At 68.4% G+C, this 16,740-nt stretch carries 16 protein-coding genes; 10 read left to right on the top strand and 6 right to left on the bottom strand.

Annotated elements, in window-relative coordinates; genetic code table 11:
- The first annotated feature begins 23 nt into the window (after positions 1-23).
- The 6 genes from ACJH6J_RS10485 (at position 24) to ACJH6J_RS10460 (ending at position 4,999) form a co-directional block, all read left to right on the top strand.
- Positions 24-1,211: a cysteine desulfurase family protein gene (locus ACJH6J_RS10485; protein WP_212813862.1), complete on the top strand. Its 1,188-nt coding sequence runs from the start codon at positions 24-26 to the stop codon at positions 1,209-1,211.
- A gap of 2 nt (positions 1,212-1,213) precedes the next feature.
- Entirely contained in the window at positions 1,214-2,281 is a 1,068-nt protein-coding gene (mnmA, locus tag ACJH6J_RS10480; RefSeq protein ID WP_212813864.1) for a tRNA 2-thiouridine(34) synthase MnmA, read from the top strand.
- 76 nt (positions 2,282-2,357) lie between these two features.
- Positions 2,358-2,846, top strand: a complete 489-nt coding sequence (locus tag ACJH6J_RS10475; protein ID WP_346416755.1) for an SRPBCC family protein — start codon at positions 2,358-2,360, stop codon at positions 2,844-2,846.
- Entirely contained in the window at positions 2,843-3,187 is a 345-nt protein-coding gene (locus tag ACJH6J_RS10470) for a helix-turn-helix transcriptional regulator (protein ID WP_020103162.1), read from the top strand. Before ACJH6J_RS10475 ends, ACJH6J_RS10470 begins: the two co-directional genes overlap by 4 nt.
- 10 nt (positions 3,188-3,197) lie before the next feature.
- A complete protein-coding gene (locus ACJH6J_RS10465; protein ID WP_406775188.1) occupies positions 3,198-4,208 on the top strand; it encodes a methionine synthase in 1,011 nt (336 codons plus the stop codon).
- A gap of 113 nt (positions 4,209-4,321) precedes the next feature.
- Complete coding sequence (locus ACJH6J_RS10460) at positions 4,322-4,999, top strand: hypothetical protein (protein WP_406801776.1); 678 nt, start codon at positions 4,322-4,324, stop codon at positions 4,997-4,999.
- Here the strand turns inward: ACJH6J_RS10460 and ACJH6J_RS10455 are convergent.
- The 5 genes from ACJH6J_RS10455 to ACJH6J_RS10435 form a co-directional block, all read right to left on the bottom strand.
- Positions 4,996-6,615 carry an AMP-binding protein gene (locus tag ACJH6J_RS10455; RefSeq protein WP_212813873.1) on the bottom strand — a complete coding sequence of 540 codons (1,620 nt, stop codon included), beginning with the start codon at positions 6,613-6,615 and terminating at the stop codon, positions 4,996-4,998. The two genes, ACJH6J_RS10460 and ACJH6J_RS10455, sit on opposite strands and share 4 nt — an antisense overlap.
- 80 nt (positions 6,616-6,695) lie before the next feature.
- Positions 6,696-6,887, bottom strand: a complete 192-nt coding sequence (locus ACJH6J_RS10450; protein ID WP_212813875.1) for a ferredoxin — start codon at positions 6,885-6,887, stop codon at positions 6,696-6,698.
- Complete coding sequence (locus tag ACJH6J_RS10445) at positions 6,884-8,095, bottom strand: cytochrome P450 (RefSeq protein ID WP_212813877.1); 1,212 nt, start codon at positions 8,093-8,095, stop codon at positions 6,884-6,886. Before ACJH6J_RS10445 ends, ACJH6J_RS10450 begins: the two co-directional genes overlap by 4 nt.
- Positions 8,092-10,581, bottom strand: coding sequence for an Ig-like domain-containing protein (locus ACJH6J_RS10440; protein ID WP_318986170.1), 2,490 nt, complete (start codon positions 10,579-10,581; stop codon positions 8,092-8,094). Before ACJH6J_RS10440 ends, ACJH6J_RS10445 begins: the two co-directional genes overlap by 4 nt.
- Positions 10,582-10,744: 163 nt before the next feature.
- Positions 10,745-11,641 (bottom strand): IclR family transcriptional regulator, encoded by an 897-nt coding sequence (locus ACJH6J_RS10435; protein WP_406775190.1) that lies wholly within the window; start codon positions 11,639-11,641, stop codon positions 10,745-10,747.
- 283 nt (positions 11,642-11,924) lie between these two features.
- Here ACJH6J_RS10435 and ACJH6J_RS10430 point away from each other — a divergent pair, with 283 nt between their 5' ends.
- Positions 11,925-13,328, top strand: coding sequence for a DUF222 domain-containing protein (locus ACJH6J_RS10430; protein ID WP_318986172.1), 1,404 nt, complete (start codon positions 11,925-11,927; stop codon positions 13,326-13,328).
- Positions 13,329-13,499: 171 nt separating this feature from the next.
- Here the strand turns inward: ACJH6J_RS10430 and ACJH6J_RS10425 are convergent, their stop codons facing one another.
- Positions 13,500-13,916, bottom strand: coding sequence for a F420-dependent biliverdin reductase (locus ACJH6J_RS10425; protein WP_020103170.1), 417 nt, complete (start codon positions 13,914-13,916; stop codon positions 13,500-13,502).
- Positions 13,917-13,948: 32 nt separating this feature from the next.
- Between ACJH6J_RS10425 and ACJH6J_RS10420 the strand changes: the two genes are divergently transcribed.
- The 3 genes from ACJH6J_RS10420 to cobM are packed head-to-tail and all read left to right on the top strand — an operon-like array spanning position 13,949 to position 16,675.
- Entirely contained in the window at positions 13,949-14,707 is a 759-nt protein-coding gene (locus ACJH6J_RS10420; protein ID WP_212813883.1) for an SDR family NAD(P)-dependent oxidoreductase, read from the top strand.
- Between the two features lie 28 nt (positions 14,708-14,735).
- A complete protein-coding gene (gene cbiE / locus ACJH6J_RS10415; RefSeq protein ID WP_406775191.1) occupies positions 14,736-15,923 on the top strand; it encodes a precorrin-6y C5,15-methyltransferase (decarboxylating) subunit CbiE in 1,188 nt (395 codons plus the stop codon).
- Complete coding sequence (gene cobM, locus ACJH6J_RS10410) at positions 15,920-16,675, top strand: precorrin-4 C(11)-methyltransferase (protein WP_406775192.1); 756 nt, start codon at positions 15,920-15,922, stop codon at positions 16,673-16,675. The genes cbiE and cobM overlap by 4 nt, the downstream gene beginning before the upstream one ends.
- Positions 16,676-16,740: the final 65 nt, after the last annotated feature.

Below are 16,740 nucleotides of genomic sequence, written 5' to 3'. Positions count from 1 at the left end.
CTGGCCGGTATCCTGGACAGGCCATGAGCCCCGCATATCTGGACCACGCCGCCACGACCCCGATGCAGCCCGCTGCCATCGAGGCGATGACGGCGGTCCTGGCGGCCGGCGGCAACGCGTCGTCGCTGCACACGTCGGGGCGGGCCGCGCGGCGCCGGATGGAGGAGGCCCGCGAGTCCCTGGCCCAACAGCTGGGCGCCCGGCCCTCCGAGGTGATCTTCACGGCCGGCGGTACCGAGAGTGACAACCTGGCGGTCAAGGGCATCTTCTGGGCCCGCCGCGACAGCTGTCCGGGACGCCGCCGGATCGTGACGTCGCCCATCGAGCACCATGCCGTGCTCGACGCCGTCGAGTGGCTCGTCGAACACGAGGGTGCGGAGGTGACCTGGCTGCCCGTGGACGCCACCGGCGCCACGTCCGCCCAAGCCCTGCGCGAGATTCTCGAATCCCACGACGATGTCGCGCTCGTCAGCGTGATGTGGGCCAACAACGAGGTCGGCACCATCCAGCCGGTCGCTGAATTGGCCGCTGTCGCTGCCGAATTCGGCGTGCCGATCCACAGTGATGCCATCCAGGCGATCGGTGCGGTGGCCGTCGATTTCGCCGCGAGCGGGCTGTCCGCCATGAGCGTGGCGGCACACAAGTTCGGTGGCCCCACCGGCGTCGGCGCCCTGCTGCTGCGCCGTGATGTCGCGTGCGTGCCGCTGCTGCACGGCGGCGGCCAGGAGCGTGACGTGCGTTCGGGCACACCGGATGTCGCGGGCGTGGTGGCCATGGCGGCCGCCGCACGCGTCGCGGTGGAGGGCCTGGACGGGTACCGCACCCGGATCGGCGCCTTGCGCGACCGGCTGGTCGACGGTGTGCTGTCGGGTATCGACGACGTCGTGCTCAACGGTGGCACCGGCGAGAACCGGCTTCCGGGCAACGCGCACTTCACTTTTCGTGGCTGCGAAGGCGATGCCCTGCTGATGCTGCTGGACGCCAAGGGCATCGAATGCTCGACGGGCTCGGCCTGCACGGCGGGCGTCGCACAGCCGTCACACGTCTTGATCGCGATGGGCGCCGATCCGGCGAGTGCCCGTGGATCACTCCGATTTTCGTTGGGGCACACCAGTTCTGACGCCGACATCGATGCCGCGCTGGCCGTGCTGCCGGCCGCGGTCGAGCGGGCGCGTCAGGCCGCACTGGCCAGTGCCGGGTTGGGAAGGTAGTCATGCGGGTTCTGGTAGCGATGAGCGGGGGAGTCGACTCCTCGGTGGCCGCGGCGCGCATGGTCGACGCCGGCCATGACGTGGTGGGCGTGCACCTGGCGCTGTCCACCGCGCCCGGCACCCTGCGCACCGGGTCGCGCGGCTGCTGCTCGAAGGAGGACGCCGGCGACGCCCGCCGTGTCGCCGACATCCTGGAAATCCCGTTCTACGTCTGGGATTTCGCGGACCGCTTCAAGGAAGACGTCATCGACGACTTCGTCGAGTCGTACGCCCGCGGCGAGACGCCGAACCCCTGCGTGCGCTGCAACGAGAAGATCAAGTTCTCGGCGCTGTCGGCGCGCGCGCTGGCGCTGGGATTCGACGCGGTGGCGACCGGCCACTACGCGCGGCTGGAGGACGGCCGGTTGCGCCGTGCCGTCGACGCGGACAAGGACCAGTCCTACGTCCTCGGGGTGCTGACGGCCGAACAACTCAGCCACGCGCTGTTCCCGATCGGTGACACCCCCAAGCCGCAGATCCGGCAGGAGGCCGCCGACCGCGGGCTGGCCGTGGCGGACAAGCCGGACAGCCACGACATCTGCTTCATCCCGTCCGGTGACACCCGCGCCTTCCTCGGCGCGCGTATCGGTATCCGGCCGGGCGCGGTCGTCGACGCGGGCGGCACGAAGCTCGCCGAACATGACGGCGTGCACGGGTTCACCATCGGCCAGCGCAAGGGCTTGGGCATCGCCGGCCCGGGGCCGGACGGCCTGCCGCGCTACGTCACGGGCATCGACGCCGAGACCGGGACGGTGCATGTCGGCGGTGTCGAGGATCTCGAGATCCACGCATTGACCGGCGAGCGTCCGGTGTTCACCTCGGGTGTGCCGTTCGATGGGCCGGTGGAATGCCTGGTCCAGGTGCGCGCGCACGGCGGGCTGGCCGACGCGGTCGCCGAGTTCGCCGACGGCGCGCTCGACGTGCAGCTGCGCACGCCGCTGCGCGGCGTCGCCCCTGGTCAGACCATGGTGCTCTACCGCCGCGACCCGGACGGCGACGAGGTCATCGCCAGCGCCACGATCACGCGCTGACGCCATCCCAAGGCAACCAAATGGTTGCGTTTCCTGGAGTGCGGTCGTAACGTGATAGGCAACCAGGAGGTTGCTTATGAATTCCGATCGCATCGAAAAAGAAGTCACTCTGCGCGCCCCGCTCGACCGGGTGTGGCGCGCCATCGCCAACTCCGACGAGTTCGGTCGCTGGTTCGGCATCCGGTTCGACGGACCGTTCGTCGCGGGCGAGTCCGTAACCGGGGTGATCACCCCGACCGAGGTCGACGACGAGGTCGCTGCCGCGCAGGAGCCGCACGCCGGTAAATCCTCGGTGTGGCAGATCGTCGCGGTCGAACCGCCGCGTCGTCTGGCTTTCCGCTGGCATCCGTACGCCGTCGAACCGGACGCCGACTACGACGACGAGCCGACCACGCTGGTCGAGTTCACACTCACCGAGACTGCCGACGGTGTGTTGTTGCAGATCGTCGAGTCCGGGTTCGACAACATCCCGGCCGAGCGCCGGGCTGCGGCGTTCGAAGCCAACAGTGGCGGCTGGGAAGCCCAGACGAAACTGGTACGCAAGTACCTGGACGAACTCGTGTGAGTACGGCTGTCGAAGACCGGGCGCCGTTGTTCGACGCGCTCGGCGACCCTAATCGGCTGCGTATCGTCGTGCGCCTCTGCGAGGCCGGCCCGTGCTCGACTTTGCAAGTGACACAGGTGATTCCGGTGACCCGGCAGGCGGCCACCAAACATCTGCTGCTGTTGGAGGCGGTGGGGCTGGTGACCAGCAGCCGGCACGGGCGTGAGCGCATCTGGCGGATACAGCCGGATCCGCTCGCCGAGGCCAGTGAGTACCTGACCGCGTTGTCGAAGCGCTGGGACCGGGCCCTGGACCGGCTGCGGAGCTACGTGGAAGATCCGGCCGCAGACCCCATCGAATAGTGTTGGCTGCGTGACTGTTTTCGCCCAGGCAACCGGTATCGGCTCGTGGCCGGGGACGGTCGCACGGGAAGCGGCGGCAGTCGTGGTCGGTGAACTGCCCGCGCTGCCGCATCTGGTGGAACTGCCCGCACGTGGCGTGGGCGCCGACATCATCGGACGGGCGGGTGCGCTGCTCGTCGACATCGGCATCGACACCGTGCCCCGCGGTTACCGCATCGCGCCCGGCCGCAGCGCCGTCGTGCGGCGCGCCACAGGCCTTCTCGACGAGGACGTCGACGCGCTCGAAGAGGCGTGGGAGAAAGCCGGACTGCGCGGGACCGGACGGACCATCAAGGTGCAGGTCCCCGGTCCGCTGACGCTGGCCGCCGAACTCGAACTGCCCGGAGGCCACCGGGCCATCACCGATGCCGGCGCACTGCGGGACCTGGCCGGCTCCCTCGCCGAGGGCGTCGCACATCACCGCGCCGAGGTCGCGCGGCGCTGCGAGGCCGACGTCGTCGTGCAGTTCGACGAGCCGTCACTGCCCGCCGCACTGGCCGGGCGGCTGGCCGGCGTGACCCGGATGTCGCCGGTGGCGCCGGTCGACGCCCTGTTGGCCGCGAGTCTGCTCGATGAGTGCATCGCGACCGTCGGGGGACAGGCGAGCATTCACGTGTGCGCTGCGGACGTGCCGTGGAAAACCCTGGCGCGCACCGCATTCAGCGCCATCTCCATCGACGTGACCAAGCTGACCGCGGCAGACCTCGACGGTATCGGGGAGTGGGTCGAGGCAGGCCGGACCATCATGCTGGGCGTCCTGCCGGGCGTCGCCCCGGAGCGGCCGGTGCCGGTCGAAACGGTGGCCGCCGCCGCGGCGAGCGTCACCGACCGGCTCGGATTCCCGCGGACGGTGTTGCGCGAGCGCGTCGGCCTGACGCCCGCCTGCGGGCTCGCCGGCGCGACGCAGACGTGGGCGCGCACCGCGTTGACGCTGCTGCGCAAGGCCGCGGACGGCATCGCACAGGACCCGGACGCCGCCTGAACCCTGACCCGCGACGACTGCGGAAATCGTCAACCCCGGCCCGGTGGCATGCCATGATGAGGAACCGGAGTGCGCAGGGGGTTGCCACTCAGCGGAACTGATCGGGGGCAGACATGCGCCGTGACGATGCGCTGCTGACGGTTGCCGGTCTTTCGGTGTCGGCGTTTCTGGTGATGGCCGGCCCCTCGATGGCCGTCGCCGCCGCCGATCCCGGCGGGTCCAACGGCAACGGTGGCAACAGCAGCTCCGGCAAGACTGGTTCCAGCAAGAGCGGCTCGCCGCGCGCCAACGGCGGCGGCAACTCCGGCAACGGTGGCTCGGGTTCACGCGGCAATTCCGGCGCCAATTCGTCGGTGGCCGGTCAGACCAACACCGGCAAATCCTCGAAGGCGAACGGCAAGGGCAACAACACCGCGCCCGGCGCCCAGTCGGGCAGCGGCTCCGACAACCCCGCTGCGGTGCCGGTGTTCACACCCCCGAACCCGGCGGTGCCGGTCGTCGTCGCCGAACAGCACACCGGCACGACGGCCGGGAGTTCGTGGTGGGCGGCCCCGACGGCCCCACCGGCCGTCGAAGTTCAGGCGCCGGCCGCGCCACCTGTGGAGGGCGAAGCGGATCTGCTGTCGGCCGATCACACCGGTGTCCCGGTGTGGGCCGCCGCCGAGCCGATCGGGGTGCGCGGCGATCTGTTCGGACTGGCCGGCCTGGTGTTGATGCCGCTCATCGGGCTCGTGGTCGGATATCGCCAGGCCCGGGCCGCACGCGACGTCGGCCAGCCGATCCCGCACTAGACCTCGCGGATGTCGCGCAGTTCGCGGCGCAGAATCTTGCCGGCTGCGGACTTCGGGATCGCATCGATGAACGCGACCTGCCGCACCTTCTTGTACGGCGCGACCTGGCCGGCGACGAAATCCATGATCTCGTCGCCCGTCAACGCCGACTCCGGTTGCAGCACCACGAATGCCTTGGGCACTTCCTCGCCCGACTCCGGATCACGGACCCCGACCACTGCCGTATCGGCGATACCGGGGTGCGTCAGCAGCACGGCCTCGAGTTCGGCCGGCGGCACCTGGTAGCCCTTGTACTTGATGAGCTCCTTGAGCCGGTCGACGATGTAGATGCAGCCGCTGGCGTCGACGCGGGCCAGGTCACCGGTGTGCAGGAAGCCGTCGTCGTCGATGGTCTCGCGGGTGGCGGCGTCGTTGTTGAGGTAACCGGCCATGACGTTGGGTCCGCGGAAGCACAGTTCGCCGACCTCGCTGAGACCGTGCTCGGGCCGGCCGATCTCGGCGCCCGTATCGGGGTCGACGATCTTGCTGACGGCGTTCGGCACCGTCCAGCCGCACGAGCTCAACGGTGCCACGGCGCCGACGAGTTCGCGGCCGCCGTCGAACGGCATGCAGTGGCTCACCGGGCTCAGCTCACTCATGCCGTAGCCCTGCACGATGGGGCAGCCGAGCCGGTCGGAGACCGCCATGCCGAGGTCGTCATCGAGCGGCGCGGCGCCCGACATGAGCCCTTTCAGGGAATCGAGCCGGTACGAGTCGACCATCGGGTGCTTCGCCAGCGCCACCGCGACGGGCGGCGCGATGAACGCGAACGTGCACTTGTGGTCCTGGATGGTCTTGAGGAAGAGCGCGAGATCGAAGCTGGGCATGATCACCAGGCGGGCCCGGGCATGCAGGACGGAGTTGAGCAGCACCGTCATGCCGTAGATGTGGAAGAACGGCAGCACCGCGAGTACCCGGTCCTCGGGAACCAGGCCCTGGATCGGACGAATCTGCGCCACATTCGCCGCGAGATTCGTGTGGGTGAGCATGACGCCCTTGGGGTTTCCCGTGGTGCCCGAGCTGTAGGGCAGGGCCGCCAGATGCGTCGCCGGGTCGAAGCTGACCTCGGGTGCGGGCAGCGCGGCGTCGAGCAGCTCGGCGGCATTGGGATGACCGTCGGCCGCCGTGCCCGGGCCGTCGAGCACGACGACACGATCGGCGGCCAGCCCGACCTCGGCGGCGGCCTGCAGCGCCTGCGGCGCCAGCGCCGTGACGGTGATCAGCATGGCGGCCCCGGAGTCGGTCAGTTGCTTCGCGACGTCCTTCGCCGTGAACAGCGCGTTGATGGTCGTGGCCGTGGCACCGGACCGGAGGATGCCGTGGAAGGCGACGGCGAACGCGGCACTGTTCGGCGCCAGCAGGCCGACCACGTCGCCGACGCCCAGGCCACGGGCGGCCAGCGCGCCGGCGAACGCCTCGATCCGGCCCGCCAGTTCGCGGTAGGTGTACTCGGCACCGGTCGCGACCTCGGTGATGGCGATGCGATCGGCGTCCGACTCGGCCAGATCACCGAAGATGTACTCGGAGACAGCCGTGGTCGGGATCTGGACCTCGGGGAAAGGGCTCGCGATAGTCATGGCGTCTTAGATCGAACCATGCCCGGGTGACGTGCGTCATGCCGGTTGGTTGCCGTCGGCGGGCCGGTTGTGGTGCCGCGTTACACGTCGTCGGCCATGCGCAACGCACCCGTCGGACACGCCGCCACGGCCCGGCGCAACACCACCGGGTCGACATCGGCGGTGTCACCGATGTCGACCGTGCCGCCGTCGCCGACCCGGAACGCTGCGCTGATGCCCTCGCACATGCCCATGCCGATGCAGATCTCGGGGTCGACCTCCACCCGGCTCATGACCCCGCCGTGAACGGAAGGTGCGTGGGGCGGCGCACATAGCTGCCTTCGGCGTACTCGACCGCGTCGGCGTCCACGTCGAAATCCGGGCACCGGGTCAGGAGCTCCTCGAGCGCGACGCGAGCCTGCATGCGGGCCGCCGCTGCGCCGAGACAGTGGTGGTTGCCGTGGCTGAACGTGAGGATTTGAGCGGGGCGGCGCAGCACGTTCAGCTCCTCGGCATCGGGTCCCCATTGCCGGTGGTCGCGGTTGCCCGAGCCGTACAGCAGGAAGGTCTTGCGGCCGGCCGGAATCGTGGTGCCCTCGATCTCGACGTCACGGGTCGTCATCCGGGCCAGGCCCTGCACCGGCGAGGTGAGCCGCAGCAGTTCCTCCACGGCATCCGGGATGAGTGCCGGGTCGTCGATCAGGAGCTGTCGCTGATCGCGGCGGGCGGTGAGCAGTTGCACTGCGCCACCGAGCATTCCGGTCGTGGTGTCGTTGCCACCGGTGATCATCGTGAACGCGAAGCCCAGGATGGACAGGATTCCGGACATGTCGCCGTCGGCGCCGAAGCCGGCTGCCACCAGGTGCGAGACGGTGTCGTCCTCGGGATGCTCCTGGCGGTAGGCGATCAATTCGTTGAAGTAGGTGAACAATTCGGCGATGGCGGGGGCGGCCGCGGGCTGGTGCCCGGTGGAGTTTGCGGCGACGATGGCATCGGTCCAAGCGTCGAACCGATCCCAATCCTTTTCCGGGACACCGAGATAATGCGCGACCACCATGGTGGGCATGGGTTTGAGAAACTCGGTGATGATGTCGCCGCCGCCCTTGGCGCGCAACTTCTCGATGCGGTCCACCACGAATTCGCGCACCTTGGGTTCGATCGCGGTGACCTGCCGCGGGGTGAATCCCTTGGCCACCAGCCGCCGGAAGGTGGTGTGGACCGGCGGGTCCTGCATCACCATGGGCGGATTGTCTTTGATGCCAACGGCTTCCATGTCGTCGTAGTTGAAGGTGAGACCCTCGGCCGACGAGAAGGTCTCGTGGTCCTTGGCCGCCGCGGAGATGTCGGCGTAACGCGACAGCACCCAGTAGTCCTTGTCGGGGGCGTGCGCGGGGACCACGTGGTGAACCGGATCATGTTCGCGCAGTGCGGCATACATGGCCCAGGGGCTGCGCCAGGTGGCAGCGGAACCGGGGGTGAAGGTGACGGCGGTGGCGGTCATGCGGACTGTGCTCCTGTGGTGATCTGCGGGAAGGGGCCGAAGCGGTCGTTGTAGCCGTCCTGGCGGGCGGCGAGCTGGGCCTGTCGTTCGGCGTCGGTCACGTACTTGGTGCCGGCCGGCAGCACGGTGCCGAGCTGATCGAGGGTGACGACCTGCTGCGAGACGATCATCGGCACGGCCGACGAGGTGGCGTCGAGTGCCTGGAACCGGATGTAGAGGGTGCCCTGGTTGAGGCCGCCGGTGGAGACCCAGTTGGCCACACCGGGGTCGTCGGGGGAGATGACGAGGGTGTAAGTGCCGTCCGGGTTGGCGATGGACTGCGCGTTGTTGAGGCTCGTCTGCGCGGTGCCGTCACCGGGTGACAGTTCCCAGTCGTTGGTCACCGGCACCACGAAGTATCCGGCGTTGCCGGGGTTGATCGTGATGACGAGAGCCTGGTTGTCGGCCAGTTGGAAGTAGCCGAGGCTCTGCTTCTGTGACACCAGCGTGCCGGGGAAGTTGAACGGCTGCGTCAGGGTGTTGGGCGGCTTGAGCTGGCCGGTCTGCAGGTTGAGGGTGACGATGTCGAGCGCCGTATTGTGCGCGCTCGTCTGGAAATTCTGGACGATGCTGACGGTGTGGGCGACCATCTCGTCGAAGCTCTCCGCGGGGGCGCCCGCCGGACCGCCCGTGCGGGTGACCGTGAGGCTCGGTGCTGATTCGGTGGTCCAGTCCGCCATCGTGTACCGGACGAAGATCTGCTGGGCCTCCGGCGGTAGATAGATGTGGTTGGTCTGTCCCGGCTGGGTGGGATTGCCGTCCGCTGTGATGGTGAACGTGCCGTCGGCGTTGACGACGAGGTCCTTCGCCGCCAGGTTGCCGATCGGCAGAGCGTCGCTGATGTCGGCGTAGACGCCGAAGTTGCCGTCGACAGGGACACCGCCGAGGTACTTGCCGCTGATGACGTACGTCGAACCGCTGCGCACCGGGATGGTGCGGTAGATGGTGTCGGGGTTGTCGTAGATGAACCGGCCGCCGGGGGTGTCGGTGCCGTACCAGCTGTGTGCCCGCATATCGACGGCCATCACCAGTGGGTTGTCGGGGTCGTTGTTGACGACCGTCATCGCGGCATTGAGTGCATGTTCCCGGGCGGCTGCGTCCAGCAATGCGAGGTTCTCGGCATCGACGCCGCCGACGAGGCCGAACCGCTGCTGCGCATGCGCCAGCCAGGCCTGCTTGAGTGCCTCGATGGCGGCCTGCACCTGCGGGGTGTTGACGATCTCCTGGGCCTTCTGTTCCAGCGCGATCTGGTCGGCGGTGCCGAGCGGACTGGTCGGCTTCACCGTGACGGTGACGGTCTCGGTGGTGGTGGCGCCGGCGTTCGGCTGGAACAGCTTCAGCAGGTTGATGTGGAACGGATTGCCGGGCCGGTCGTCGACGGTGACCGTGAACGAGTCGGTGCCGCCGCTGAATGCCAGTGCGTCGCTTGGGGTGTACGTGAAGGTGCCGTCCGGACGGACCGTCACGCTGCCCTTCGTCGGGCCCTTGTCGACGGTGTAGGTGAGCTTGTCGCCGTTGGCGTCGGTGGCTTTCAAGTCACCCTTGATGACACCACCGAAAGTCTGGCTGGTCTCGGTCTGCTTGTAGTTGATGAGCGGCGAGGAGTTGAAGAAGGTGTTGCCGATCTCGCGGCGAATCCAGCTGAACAGGGTCCACAACACCGGCGCCTGCGGCGGAGCGGCGGGGCTGGTTCCGGCGTGCGGGACCAACCCGATTGCGCCCAGCAGGCTCGACACCACGTGCGTGACGAAGTTGCCGCCGGTGGCCGCCGTGGAGACGGGATGCGTTGTCGCCGTGAGGGTGTTGATCTCGGTCGCGGCGGCGGACAGGGCCGTCGAGACGGTGTTGGCGGCGGAATCCACTGAAGGTGCCTGCGCGGCAGCTGGTTTCGCGGCGGTGACCGCCGCGGTCGAGGTGGGTGCCGGGTTCGTCTTGGGTTTGGTCTGGCTCGTCGCGGCGGTCGGCTGGGGGACCGACACGGCAGGTTTGGGTATCGCGTTGCGAAGTTGGTTCTGCCGGGATTTCTTGATCGTCGGCTTCGCGGTTTCGGCCGGGTTGCCGGACCCGGGCTTCGTCGTGGCCGGCTTCTGTTCGGCGGTGTCGCTGTCGCCGGGCTTCGGGGTCTCGGTGTCCCCGGGCTGGTCCGGTGTCGTGGCGGAGGCTGCGTCCCGATCGCTCTTGGCCGCCGAATCCTTCTGGCGCTTGGGCTTTTTCGCCTTCTTGGTGGGCTTCTCCGCCTTCGGCTTGGTGGCCGGCGACGGTTTGTCGGTCGACGACGCGGAGGTGCCGGTGCTGGTGCCGGTGTCGGCGAGGCAGATGGCAGGACTGTTCGCGACGGCGATGCCGATGCCGAGGGCAACGGCCAGTGCGCCTACGCGGCCGATGAACCGGGCGTGACCCGATCCGGCCGAGCTACCAATGCGATGCAGCGTCGTCGCTGTGTCCATACATGCTCCCGATATAGTGACGAATAGTTGTCAGTTGAGTGCCAAATAATTGGCGACGGGCAGATGGTAAGCATCCCGGCGACAGCCGCGCAAGCATTGATTTCCGGTGAGTGGGTCGCGAAAGTGCCCGCCGGTTGACCGGCGGGTGGCGCAGTGGTGATGACTAGTGCTGGCTGAGCTTTGCTGCGGCCGAGCGCAATTCGTGGATGTACCGCGCGCGATCGGCGGCGCTCACCGACGGATCCAGCGGCCCGAGCTGTATCTCGTAGGCGGGATGGCCGGCCGCGTTGTCCACGGCGGTGCTCAGATAGCTCACGGCCAATGGCTCGGGGGACTCGAGCTGCGCTGTGCTGTAAGGCTTACCGCCGAGGCTGACCAGTGTCTCGAAAACGCGCTGCCGGAGCGCACTGCGCCGGGGGTGCTCGGAGAGCAGTTCGGCGACATCGCCCAGTACGCCCAGCACCTCGGGGCTGGAATCGCCGAAATTGAATATCGCGACGCCGTCCCTGCGGAGTTGGTCGAGCAGGTTGCCGAACTCGGCGCGCTGCTCCTGTGCTGCCCCGGCCAGCCACTGTTGTTGGCTCGCCGCGTCGCGGCGCGCGATCACCGTCGCACCGGCCGGCGGCGTCAACGGTAGGCGGACGCCGACACTCACACCGCCCGGGATGTGGCCGACGCCGCGCACCACGCTGACGAACGTCATCTCGGTGGTGCCGACCATGGCCAGCGACACGCCACACTTGGTGGCATGTGCCAGGTCCTGCAGGACCTCGGTGTGGTTGTCCGGCAGGGGCAGGGCATTGCGCACGGCCTCGGCGACACCGAGCATGCCCGGTCCGAGCGTGTAACTCCGATCGGCAAGGCGCACAACCCAACCCGCGCGCTCCAGCGCCAGCAGGATCGAGGTGACGGTCGCTCGGTTGAGGTCGAGTCGGGACGCGATGGAGGCCACCGAACTCGGTTCGGACTGCTGCGCCAGGAGTTCGATGATGCTGACGACGCGGTCGGTGGGCGGTGAGCCTGCGCGTGCGCTGTCTTCCAGCGGAGTGCCGCGTGCCATCGATGCTCCTGCCGGTCTGGGGACGCTGAGCATCTTATGACGAATAGTTGTCGCAGTTGTGGACCGTGGCCGTCTGGTGGTCGGTTTTGCTGATGGCTGCAGTCTCGGTGTCGCGTCTGCGGACATCTCGCCGACCGAGTGCTGGCCGAACAATCAGGTTGCTCTTGTCCTGAGTCGTCGTGCGCCAAAAAACTTTGGTCACTTTGTTTGCGCTGGTCACGCTGGGCAACTAGGGTCTCTTTCGTCACACCGAATTGTCGGCGAGTCGAACTATTGTTCGAATATGCCTTCCGGTCGTGCCGCTGTCCTGACCGCCTACGCGGCGCTCGAGGACGCGGTCGTGGCGGTCAACAATCTCGACTACACCGGCCTGGACGTGCGGACGCTGTTGGAGGTGCAGTCGCGCCGCGAAACCCTTAAGTGCGCGGCCGAGGCGGTCGATCACCAGATTCTGGCGGCGGCACAGACCCAGGCCGCGGCCAAGGGGATCGGGGCCAAGGATTGGCCTGAGGTGTTGCATGTGCGGTTGCGGATCAGTCGGGAGGAGGCCCGCCGCCGGGTCCGCGATACGGATAATCTGGGCCCGCGGTCAGCGATCACCGGGGAGCCGTTGGGTCCGGTGTGGGAGCTGGTCGCCGCCGCGCTCGGTGAGGGTGCGATCAACGGTGAGCATGTGCAGGTGATCACCTGGTTTTTCGGGAAGTTGCCGTTGTGGGCGGCCGACCCGGTCACTCTCGCCCAGTGTGAGGCGGATCTGGTGGCCGATGCCCGAATCAAAACCCCCGAGGACCTCCGCAAAGTCGCTGCTGATCTGTTGTATCGGCTGGATCAGGACGGGCCCGAGCCTGACGACTCTGAACCCGACCCGAAACGCGCCATCAACCATGGCAAGCAGCGCTCCGATGGCACCTCCGAGGTCAGCGGCACCATCGACGCCGAGACCCGTGCTTACTGGGATGCGATCTACGACAAATGGGCCGCCCCCGGCATGTGCAACCCCGCCGACGCCGTGCCCTGCATCTCGGGTACACCGACCCAGGAACAGATCGACAACGACACCCGTACCGCCGCCCAGCGCCGCCATGACGCGTACAAGATGGTCGGCCGCATGATCCTGAAGACCGGCATGCTCGGCGAACACAACGGATTTCCTGTCGCGGTGATCGGCACCTGTACCGTCACCGACCTCGAGAAGCGCACCGGCATGGCGCTCACGCACACCGGCACGAAACTCCCGGTCAAAGACCTGGTTCAGATGGCCGCCGCCGGAGCCGACCACTACCTCGTCGTCTTTGACGACCACACCGAACAACCGCTGTACATGGGCCGAGCACGTCGTACCGCCACTGTCGCCCAACGTTTCGCTTTGTTCGCCCGCGACCTGGGCTGCACCAAACCCAACTGCACCGCCCCCGCATCGCGCTCTCAGGCCCATCACGTCAACACCAACTGGCGCGATGACGGACCCACCGACATCACCAACCTCACCCTGGCCTGCGGGCCCCACAATCGCCTGGCCGACACCGGCGGCTGGACCACCACCATGGGCCCCGACGGCCGCATCCACTGGACCCCACCACCACTCTTAGATGTGGGCCAGCCAAGAACCAACCACTACTGGCATCCGACGCTCTACCCGGCGGAGAGCGGAGACGAGGGTGGCGAAAGTGACAGTCCCGCAAGGTGATACAGCGTCACTGACGCTCAACGGCACGACACCACGTCGCGCCGGCGGTGCCGCATCCGCTGCGGCACCTGCACACGTGTCACCCGGAACCGTTGAAATCAGAGCGATTGCGCTGGGCGTCGGACCGTCACCACAATCGGCAGGTCTCCGGAGCCGAGACTGAAAAGCGGACTACGCCTCGCCGCGGTCCAGCAGCTCGCTGGAGCCGAGGACGCGTTCGATGCGGACCTCGATCACCACGCGCCGCGGGTTCACCCGCGGCGTGCGGTAGCGCTGGGCGTAGCGCAGTTCGGCGTCGCGGACGTCGTCGGCGTCGTTGCTGACGGTCGACTTGCCTTCGAGGGACAGCCACCGGGCACCGTCGACCTGACTCAGCACGGCGACACCGCGCTGGGCGGCGTTGAGGGCCTTCTGGGAACCGCCGGTGGTGATGACGCGCGCGATGTGGGTCTTCGGGTCGAAGGTGAAACCGACCGCCACCACGTGCGGGGAATTGTCCGACCGCAGGGTGGTCAGCATCGCCAGATGACGCTCGGTGAGGAATGCCAGCGCGTCACTGGTGAGCCGTGTCGTTGCCTTCGCCATCATCACCAAAAGTAGCGCAGGTGATAATCGCAGCCGTGAACGACACGGCGGATACCGGCGGCGAGGTGGTCGTCGTCTTCGGCGGCCGCAGTGAGATCGGCCTGGAACTGGCCGTCCGGCTGGCGCCGGGCAACACGGTGGTGCTGGCCGCGCGCCGGGCCGATCAACTGGTGGACGAGGTGCAGGCGGTGCGCACGGCCGGCGCCGCGGAGGTCCACACCTGCGAGTTCGACGCCGACGACCTGACCTCGCATGCCGCGCTGGTCAGCGCGATCGAAGCCGGGCACGGGCCCATCGGTACCGCGGTCCTGGCCTTCGGCGTCCTCGGTGACCAGGCCCGGGCCGAGGACGATGCCGCGCACGCGGTGGCCGTCGTCCACACCGACTACGTGGCCCAGGTGAACCTGCTGACGCTGCTGACGCAGCGCATGCGCGCCGCCGGCCGGGGACGGCTGGTGGTGTTCTCGTCGATCGCCGGCGCACGGGTCCGCCGGGCCAACTACGTCTACGGTTCGGCCAAGGCGGGCCTGGACGGCTTCGCGTGCGGGCTGGCCGACGCGCTGCACGGCACCGGCATCCAGTTGCTCATCGTGCGACCCGGCTTCGTGATCGGCCGGATGACCGAGGGCATGGACCCGGCACCGATGTCGAGCACGCCCGCGCAGGTCGCCGAAGCTGCCGCGACGGCGCTGCGCAAGGGCAAGGCCGCGGTCTGGGTGCCGTGGGGTATCCGCCCGCTGATCTTCGCGACTCGTTTTGTGCCGAACGCCATCTGGCGGAAGATGCCGCGATGAGCGCTTGCGCGAAGAGCAGAGGGCACCGATGACCGGGAACGAAGGCAAGATCACCGTCGTCGGCATCGGCGCCGACGGGATGGCCGGACTGGGCCAGGCCGCCCGGGGCGAACTACACAGCGCGACAGTGATTTTCGGCGGTCCGCGACAGCTGGACCTGCTGGACGCCGACGTCACCGCCGAGCGGCGGGCCTGGCCGTCGCCGATGCTGGCGGCCCTGCCCACGTTGTTCGACGGGCTGGGGGACGTGCACGTCGTGGCGTCCGGCGACCCGATGCTGCACGGCATCGGCGCCACGCTGATCCGGCTGTTCGGCCGGGACCGTGTGACGGTGCTGCCGCACGTGTCCTCGGTGACGCTGGCGTGCGCGCGACTGGGCTGGAGTGTGCAAGACACCGAGGTGATCAGCCTCGTCAACGCCGCACCGCACACCGCCATCCGCCCCGGTGGTCGCGCGGTGGTGTTGTCCAAAGGAGCCGACACGCCGCGAGCGTTGGCCCGGCTGCTCACCGAAACCCGTCGTGGCCAATCGGAGTTCACGGTTTTGGAACAGCTCGGCGGCCCGGCCGAACGCATCACCACGATGACGGCAGGGGAGTGGGACGCCAGTGACCCGCACGTCGACGCGCTCAATGTCATTGCCGTGCGGTACGCACCCGACCTGCGCATCGGGACGGTCGTGGCGGACACGGCCTTCGATCACGACGGGCAGATCACCAAACAGACCATTCGGGCGCTGGCGCTGACCGCGTTGCAGCCGCGCCCCGGCCGCGTGCTGTGGGACATCGGCTCGGGGTCGGGCAGCATCGCGATCGAATGGTGTCGCGCGTCGGGCGGCCGGGCCGTCGCGTTCGAGCGCGACGAGGTGCGCCGCGAGCGGATCGTCAATAACGTCACCAAGTTCGGCGTCACCGTGGACGTGCGCGGCGCGGCGCCGGAAGGATTCCAGGATGTGGCCGGCCCGGACACCATCTTCATCGGTGGTGGCCTCACCCAACCGGGGCTGTTCGACGCCTGCTTCGACGCGCTCGAATCCGGCGGCCGGCTGGTCGCCAACGCGGTGACGGCAGAGTCGGAAGCCTTTGTGGTGCAGCTCTATTCGGAACTGGGCGGCGAACTGCGCCGCTTCCAGCACTATCACGGCGAACCGCTCGGTGGCTTCACCGGTTGGCGCCCGGCATTGCCGATAACCCAGTGGACGGTGGTCAAGAAATGACGGTGTACTTCATCGGCGCGGGACCCGGCGCCGCCGATCTCATCACCGTGCGCGGGCAGCGGCTGCTGCGGTCGTGTCGGGTGTGTCTGTACGCCGGCTCGATCATGCCCGACGACCTGCTGGCGGAATGCCCGCCCGACGCGCGCATCGTCGACACCGGTCCGCTCAACCTGGAGCAGATCATCGGCGAGTTGGTCGCCGCACACGAAGCCGGACTCGACGTGGCGCGCCTGCACTCGGGGGATCCGTCGATCTACAGCGCGGCGGCCGAACAGTGCCGCCGTCTGGACGAGCTCGGTATCGACTACGAAATCGTGCCCGGTGTACCGGCTTTCGCCGCTGCCGCCGCGGCACTCGGGCGAGAGCTGACGGTGCCCGGCGTGGCCCAGACCGTCACCCTGTCCCGGGTCGCGACGCTGTCGACCGCGATGCCGCACGGCGAGGATTTGGTGACCCTGTCCAAGCCCGGTGCCACGTTGGTGCTGCACCTGGCGGCTGCGCAGATCGACAACATCGTTCCCCAGCTGCTCGAGGGTGGGTACTGCCCCGAAACCCCCTGCGCGGTGGTGGCTTTCGTCAGTTGGCCGAGCGAGCAGGTCATCACCTGCACCCTTTCCGAGCTGGCCGAGCGGACCAAAGCGGCGGGCATCACCAAGACCGCGGTGATCTTCGTCGGCGACGCGCTGGGTGCCCAGGGGTTCACCGACAGCTACCTGTATTCGAGCGGCCGGCGCCGCGGGGCGACACATTGATGGCGGAGCCGCCACTGGCAACAACCCGCGAGGTAGACGTTCGGCACGCCGCCGACGGCGTGTCG

Source organism: Mycobacterium sp. SMC-18 (genome assembly GCF_045310895.1).
Lineage (GTDB): Bacteria > Actinomycetota > Actinomycetes > Mycobacteriales > Mycobacteriaceae > Mycobacterium.
Note: the sequence above shows the minus strand (reverse complement) of the source record. Positions and strands in the feature narration are given on the sequence as shown.

Coding starts and splice junctions, on each gene's coding strand:
- ACJH6J_RS10485 (WP_212813862.1), top strand. CDS start 24: ATGAGCCCCGCATATCTGGACCACGCCGCCACGACCCCGATGCAGCCC.
- mnmA (WP_212813864.1), top strand. CDS start 1,214: ATGCGGGTTCTGGTAGCGATGAGCGGGGGAGTCGACTCCTCGGTGGCC.
- ACJH6J_RS10475 (WP_346416755.1), top strand. CDS start 2,358: ATGAATTCCGATCGCATCGAAAAAGAAGTCACTCTGCGCGCCCCGCTC.
- ACJH6J_RS10460 (WP_406801776.1), top strand. CDS start 4,322: ATGCGCCGTGACGATGCGCTGCTGACGGTTGCCGGTCTTTCGGTGTCG.
- ACJH6J_RS10455 (WP_212813873.1), bottom strand. CDS start 6,615: ATGACTATCGCGAGCCCTTTCCCCGAGGTCCAGATCCCGACCACGGCT.
- ACJH6J_RS10450 (WP_212813875.1), bottom strand. CDS start 6,887: ATGAGCCGGGTGGAGGTCGACCCCGAGATCTGCATCGGCATGGGCATG.
- ACJH6J_RS10445 (WP_212813877.1), bottom strand. CDS start 8,095: ATGACCGCCACCGCCGTCACCTTCACCCCCGGTTCCGCTGCCACCTGG.
- ACJH6J_RS10440 (WP_318986170.1), bottom strand. CDS start 10,581: ATGGACACAGCGACGACGCTGCATCGCATTGGTAGCTCGGCCGGATCG.
- ACJH6J_RS10435 (WP_406775190.1), bottom strand. CDS start 11,641: ATGGCACGCGGCACTCCGCTGGAAGACAGCGCACGCGCAGGCTCACCG.
- ACJH6J_RS10430 (WP_318986172.1), top strand. CDS start 11,925: ATGCCTTCCGGTCGTGCCGCTGTCCTGACCGCCTACGCGGCGCTCGAG.
- ACJH6J_RS10425 (WP_020103170.1), bottom strand. CDS start 13,916: ATGATGGCGAAGGCAACGACACGGCTCACCAGTGACGCGCTGGCATTC.
- cbiE (WP_406775191.1), top strand. CDS start 14,736: ATGACCGGGAACGAAGGCAAGATCACCGTCGTCGGCATCGGCGCCGAC.
- cobM (WP_406775192.1), top strand. CDS start 15,920: ATGACGGTGTACTTCATCGGCGCGGGACCCGGCGCCGCCGATCTCATC.